We start from the raw sequence: 6,402 nt of genomic DNA, 5'->3' as shown, positions 1-6,402 counted from the left end.
GGATGGACGTACCGCTGGTGTACCAGTTGTTCCGCCAGGAGCACCGCTGGGTAGCTATGTACGGACGGGATAAACGCTGAAAGCATCTAAGCGTGAAGCCCCCCTCAAGATGAGATTTCCCAGTATGTAAGACCCCTTGAAGACGACGAGGTAGATAGGCTGGGGGTGGAAGTGCAGCAATGCATGGAGCTGACCAGTACTAATCGGTCGAGGGCTTATCCAATAGCAAGTTGTAAATCGCATGTTTCGTTTCGAATCTAGTTTTCAGAGAACAACACTCTGAAATGTAAGCTACGCGTTTGGTGGCGATGGCGGAGGGGTTCCACACGTACCCATCCCGAACACGACCGTTAAGCCCTCTAGCGCCGATGGTACTTGGACCGCAGGGTCCTGGGAGAGTAGGACGCCGCCAAGCAGTCTAAAGACACACTTGATGATATCGAGTGTGTCTTTTTGTGTTACTATTTTATACATTGCATATAAAGAATTGAGTGAAAGCCGATAGGTCTTCCCTGCGTTGTATGACATTCCGTAAGTAAACAAATACAGTGTGATTCCTACGACTTAGTATATTTTAATATTGAATTTGGTAATCTCCTCCGCCACCATTAGGTGAGTACCCTACGATTTTATGGTAACCATACAGATTCCCTAAAGTGATGGTTTTTGTTCTCAAGTCTGATGCGATTACTCGTCCACTTCCCTTCAAATTTCCACTCATATCAACAACATTAAATACATATTCCCCAGTCGAACGAGGAAGAAAAGAAAACGTGACATTTCCACTCAAATAGATATCCGTTGAGTAACCCCCATCGAAATACTCTACTATAAGGTTTTTGGCAAAGATAGCAGCTTCTTGTTCCTGTTTTATCTGAGCATCTTGTGAAGGGATTATAGGCATAGACGGTTCATCAGCAAATACTGGTGAAACAGATGCTAGGAGCAAAGCCATGGAAGAGAGAGCTGAAATTGCAGTTTTTTGATATTTCTTCACAATCGAACATCTCCTTTTCATATATAAAAGTCGAGATTGATCATACTCACAGTAGCTTTCCTCACAGTCATTTCCTAGGATAAAAGTGAGGGGAGGTCTGGCGCCGTATTTAGTTTGACAAGACAACTGTACTCCAATTAACAAATATATACAATTATATAAGAGAGTTTTATATCCTATTTTTTGTTAAATATATACTTTATTCATATATCATTCACATTTTCTATAGCTATAGTTTTCAAGCAACCGTTAATAGCACATGGACGATACGATATTTGGTTCTGATTATATTTACTTCAAGCATAACAAAGCCCTACCCGATCTATGTAGACCGAGCAGGGCTATATCTTTTTTCTATACGTTCATTTAATCCGTTATGCTACTCAGACTGCAACGCGTTTATTCGATCCGTAAGGGATCGTTTTCTATAGTATACGGCTATGGTTGCGAGAACCAGCATTTCAGACAGCGGTACGGCAAGCCACACACCCGTGACACCAAAGAATGAAGGGAGAATCGCAATCAACGCAATCATGATAATCATTTCACGCGCAGCTGTGATCCAAATGGCCATTTTGGCATTGCCTACAGATTGGAAATAGGTGCTCATGACAAAGTTAACACCCATAAACACATAGGCAAATGTAAATATACGTAATCCGTAAACGGCATTATCCGTTACGCCACTACTGAAGTTTCCAAAGATTTGCACGAAATAAGGCGCACCGATCTGAACAACAACCAGTAACAATAGACCGCATGCGAGAGCCGTTTTGGTGGCTAACCGTATTGTTTGTTGTACCCGTTTAATCTGATTGGCACCGTGATAATAGCTGATCAGAGGTTGGGCAGCAGACGCCAGACCCAGGAATGCTAACAGTACCACACCATGAATATAGTTCAATACGGTAAAGGATGCTACACCATCCGTGCTCGCAATGCGGTCCATGGAGATATTGTGAGAGACAGAGAAGACCGACATGCCGAGTTCAGCCAGAAAGCTGGGGAAACCAATGAGTAGAAGGGAAGCCAGCAGTTTGTTGTTCCATTTGAACCGGGTGAACGTGAGATTATTTGTTTTTTTGAAAAAGTGAGTGAACAGGACAAGTAACGCAAGAGACGCTGATACAATTGTACCGAGGGCCACACCGCGTACGCCCCATTCGAGTACATACAATGTTATATAATTGATGATGATATTGGCTATAGCAAACGTAATCTGAGCGTACATGGACGTGTTTGGATTACCATCGTTTCGTACAAAGATAGAGAGTGCATTCTCAATGGTGAAAACGAATCCGAACAATAACATGATATTCATATAATCCGAAGCAAACGGGAAGGTCTCGGCGTTAGCACCGAGGGAGTATACCAGCTTGTCTTTGAACGTAAATGCAGTATATCCAATGGCTATCGTAACTAGCATAATCAGCATAATGGATTTGGTAAAAATTTGTTTGGCTGATGTGATATCTTTTCTACCCATAGCGTTGGAGTACAAGGTTGCCCCGCCCATACCGATCCACAGCGACATAGCAACAAAAAGTGTGTAAACAGGTGAGGCAATGCCGATTCCCGCCATCGCGGTAGAACCCAGTTTGTGTCCAACCATAATGCCGTCGATAATAAAATTAAAAGCAACTACCAGCATCCCCAATACAGAAGGCACGAGGTAGCTTATAAAAGCTTTACCTACAGATTGCCCTTCCAAGGGATGCGTCCAATTCGTATTCATAATGACCTCCGTTAGTAGACTGAATGTTCATTCTGTATTTAAAAATACTGAACGTTCGTTCTGTATGATAACACGTCGTGAATTCTCTTGGCAACTTTTGCGTTTAAATATCGTTTATGTGGTAGAGTAGGTTGATATTTATAAAGCGGGAGGATTCTCTTGATGAAACAAAATAAATACGATGAATCTGAATTTTTCAATAACTATAGTAAGATGGCACGTTCCGTTCAAGGGCTGGATGCAGCGGGGGAGTGGCATGAACTGCAGACTCTATTGCCTGATTTGAAGGACAAACGTGTGCTGGATTTGGGATGTGGTTTTGGCTGGCACTGCCGGTATGCGCGGGAGCAGCAAGCGAGTTCAGTGATCGGAGTAGATTTGTCTGAAAATATGCTTCAGCGTGCTCGTGAAATGACGGACGATCCACAGATCCGGTACGAGCAGCTGGCGATTGAAGATATTGATTTTGCACCGGGACAATTCGACGTTGTGATCAGTTCACTTGCTTTGCATTATATTGAACGGTTAGACACGGTGTACGCTAAGATCAATGATTTTCTCGTAGAAGGGGGCACATTTGTACTATCTTCCGAACATCCCATCTTCACCGCTCGTGCTGCCCAGGATTGGCATTACGGACCCACAGGTGAGATTCTTCACTGGCCCGTGGATGATTACCACGATGAAGGGAAACGTGTGGCGAACTTTCTGAATCAGGATGTGGTCAAATATCATCGCACACTGGCAACACATCTCAATGAACTGATTAAGGCGGGGTTTGCTATTCAAAAGGTGGCTGAATCCAAACCATCACCGGAGATGATTGAACAGGTCCCAGGCATGCGAGACGAGAATCGGAGACCGATGTTTCTGATGATTGCTGCGGTTAAAGTATAACGAAGAAAATGATACGTTAGACCAGAGGGCAGAATTAACTGATGAAGTGGTGCGTTCGCTTATAAGCTTCCTGATAGAGATTTCTAACAAGCAAACTTGAAGGAATCAGCGTGTTCAGCGATGTTGAACATGCTGTTTTTTATTTTGCTACAATAATAAGAAATAATGTCCAAAACAGGGAACCAAATCACATTAGACTCAGTCATATTAAGTGAGGTGAACAACAGTTGGATGATCAATTACTGGCACAAGCTCAGACCATAGACAATTACACACTTAGCAGCATAATGGATGACTACGGAAATGACGTGTGGAATTACGCTTATTTCCTGACCAAAAGTGCCGAACAGGCAGATGAATTGTCACAGGAGGTATTTATTCGGGCGTACTCGGGGATCGCTCTTTATCGTGGGGATTGCTCACTGAAAACATGGCTGTTGACGATTACTAGGAACACGACTTTTACATATCGAAAATCCAGATTTTTTCGTAGTAGCCTGTGGGGAGAGACGTTACCCATTGAGACAGAGCGTGGGGATTCAAGCCAAAGAGTCATGATTGCAGAGCAGCCTGCACATCCTTCGGCCGAGATGGAAGTGATGCGTAAGGAGCATATCCATGAAATCTGGGATATTGTTCTGGCGTTGCCGAAGAAGTTCCGGGAGATCCTTTTGCTGAATCTGAAATATGAGCTTACGACGAGTGAGATTGCTGAGATATTGAAAATCAGCTTAGGCACAGTAAAATCCAGACTATCCCGAGGTAAGGATAAGGTACGGAAACAATGGGAGGAGCGAAGCAAATGAGACACAAGGATGAGCAATGGGAGAAGGAAATCCGGAAGGGACCGTTTGCTTCGTCTCCTTTTACGGAGGATCACAAGCGAAAGGTGCTTCAACAGGTGGAGTGGATGAAGAAGTCGGAAGAGGGGAGCAAGGGAGATAGGTCAGAGGACAGTTCCAGGCCATCCAGGCCGTTTAGACTGAAAGTGAACAACGTGTCCCACAAGCGTCGCCCTAGAAAAGGACCTCTTGTTGCCGGCACAGGTGCGTTGGTTATTGCGGCTGGATTGTTCCTATGGATCTGGAATGATGGACAGCTGGTGAAACCCGTAATCGAGCAGGTCTATCCGACAGCAACGTTACAGTTATCCGATGGTTTGAACACAAATCTGCTAACCGACAAAATGAAAAGAAATGTTGCGACTACGATGCGAGATGATCTGGGTAAACAGCTGAAGATTATGAAAGTGGAAGACCTGCCTGTGTCCGGCAGAATATATGTAGAGGCTGGAAATGAAAGCGAGAAGGAGTATGCGCAGATATGGCTCGATGCGACAACAGGAAATCTGCGTGAAGTACAGATGAGACGTGAGATGCAGCCAAGCGAGTTGGAGCACCGTTATCTGCGTCAAGTTCCAACGCTTTTGCAAAGTATAGGCAGCACTCCAACGCTTAAACCTGCATCAGTCAAACGTTTTGTGAGTATGAAGCAAGGGGAATTGGAGCCGATATCACATACGACATTAGCGTTAGAGAATGAGACTGGCCATGGTTATGGGGAGATTGTATGGCAGCAGGACAAGGCTGTATCGATCACAGGCGACCTTAGACCTGATCAAATATCACAGGCAGCGCTGGCGGATGCCAGAAACGCGATTGAGGCTCTGTCTGGTAAAGCCAATCTTGATCTGGTAAGAGCAAGCCGAAGCAAAGATGATGAACTCGGCAAAGATACAGTCTCCTTTTCCTTTAAAGATAACTACTTTGTCCAGATGACCGAAGGAAAAGAGGGCTTGGGTTATACGGTTGGGGATGCTAATCATTATGAGCAAGACTTTGCAGACTGGGAAGAAATAGAGGCTTATTATCAGGAACTATATAACATACAGGAGTCTCTTCTTAGAGAAGGAGTAGAACCTATAATTAAAAAAATATTTAAAATGGATCTTCAAGCGTATAAACTTCACCGTAATCCTGACCATCCAGGCATGGTCACATTTGAACTGGAGTCGAGCACGGATGTTTTTCAGGTTGAATACAGGGAAGATGGACGGATCAAGATGATTACCAGAGGTGAGTTATAGGGCTTGATCTTATATGTTACAATTTACTTCATAGATGGAATGAGTATAAGGAGATAACGATGAAATATTTGGTGAGTTCATGTCTGGCGGGGGTAGCTTGCCGTTACAATGGAACAGCGAGCCTGGATGAGAAGATTCAGGAGCTTGTGAAGCAGGACCAGGCTAAGATGGTATGCCCGGAGCTGCTTGGTGGATTCTCCACTCCGCGAGAACCGGCTGAAATTATCGGTGGCACAGGCAAGGACGTGCTGGCAGGCACTGCAAAAGTGATCGAGAAAAGTGGCAAGGACGTCACAGAGCTGTATATCAAGGGAGCCTATCAGACGCTCGAATGGGCGCGAGAATTGAATGTATCGTGTGTGGTACTGAAGGAGTTTAGTCCGTCCTGTGGTACACAGAAGATCTATGATGGGAATTTTGCCAATCAAAAGGTAACTGGAGAAGGTGTCACCTCAGCATTGTTGAGACAAGAAGGATATACCGTCATTTCTGAAAATGAGTGGATGGAGCAACTATAGGTCGCATAGATATCGTTTCATATTCACAGAAAAGCCGCTGGATTATATTCTGGCGGCTTTTCTGTTGTCTCCCATTACTTTTCTCATTAAAAGAATAAAGTCAATTTTCCTGAAATGCTAACAAACAATATGGATACATACGATATAGATATAAGATATATAAGGCTAT

General features: G+C 44.0%; 6 protein-coding genes and 2 rRNA genes. 6 read left to right on the top strand and 2 right to left on the bottom strand.

What is annotated here, in order from left to right; translation table 11 throughout:
- Nucleotides 1-223, top strand: a 23S ribosomal RNA gene (locus ACE04G_RS25985); the annotation flags it as partial.
- A 75-nt stretch (nt 224-298) separates the two neighbouring features.
- A 5S ribosomal RNA gene (rrf, locus tag ACE04G_RS25980) occupies nt 299-415 on the top strand.
- 159 nt (nt 416-574) lie between these two features.
- On the opposite strand, the gene ACE04G_RS25975 is transcribed toward rrf, so the two are convergent.
- Complete coding sequence (locus tag ACE04G_RS25975; RefSeq protein ID WP_449005447.1) at nt 575-997, bottom strand: hypothetical protein; 423 nt, start codon at nt 995-997, stop codon at nt 575-577.
- Between the two features lie 379 nt (nt 998-1,376).
- A complete protein-coding gene (locus tag ACE04G_RS25970; RefSeq protein ID WP_449005446.1) occupies nt 1,377-2,732 on the bottom strand; it encodes an MATE family efflux transporter in 1,356 nt (451 codons plus the stop codon).
- A 162-nt stretch (nt 2,733-2,894) separates the two neighbouring features.
- Here ACE04G_RS25970 and ACE04G_RS25965 point away from each other — a divergent pair, with 162 nt between their 5' ends.
- The 4 genes from ACE04G_RS25965 to ACE04G_RS25950 all read left to right on the top strand — a co-directional run bounded on the left by ACE04G_RS25965 (nt 2,895) and on the right by ACE04G_RS25950 (nt 6,233).
- On the top strand, nt 2,895-3,629 hold the full coding sequence (locus ACE04G_RS25965; protein WP_221825669.1) for a class I SAM-dependent methyltransferase: 735 nt from the start codon (nt 2,895-2,897) through the stop codon (nt 3,627-3,629).
- Nucleotides 3,630-3,856: 227 nt separating this feature from the next.
- The gene (locus tag ACE04G_RS25960; RefSeq protein WP_221825667.1) at nt 3,857-4,435 is read left to right on the top strand and encodes an RNA polymerase sigma factor; all 579 of its coding nucleotides are present in this window, start codon (nt 3,857-3,859) and stop codon (nt 4,433-4,435) included.
- Nucleotides 4,432-5,715 carry a hypothetical protein gene (locus tag ACE04G_RS25955; protein WP_221825666.1) on the top strand — a complete coding sequence of 428 codons (1,284 nt, stop codon included), beginning with the start codon at nt 4,432-4,434 and terminating at the stop codon, nt 5,713-5,715. The genes ACE04G_RS25960 and ACE04G_RS25955 overlap by 4 nt, the downstream gene beginning before the upstream one ends.
- A 59-nt stretch (nt 5,716-5,774) precedes the next feature.
- Nucleotides 5,775-6,233 carry a 2-thiouracil desulfurase family protein gene (locus ACE04G_RS25950; protein ID WP_221825664.1) on the top strand — a complete coding sequence of 153 codons (459 nt, stop codon included), beginning with the start codon at nt 5,775-5,777 and terminating at the stop codon, nt 6,231-6,233.
- Nucleotides 6,234-6,402: the final 169 nt, after the last annotated feature.

The organism is Paenibacillus sp. AGC31 (assembly GCF_057334655.1).
Note: the sequence above shows the minus strand (reverse complement) of the source record. Positions and strands in the feature narration are given on the sequence as shown.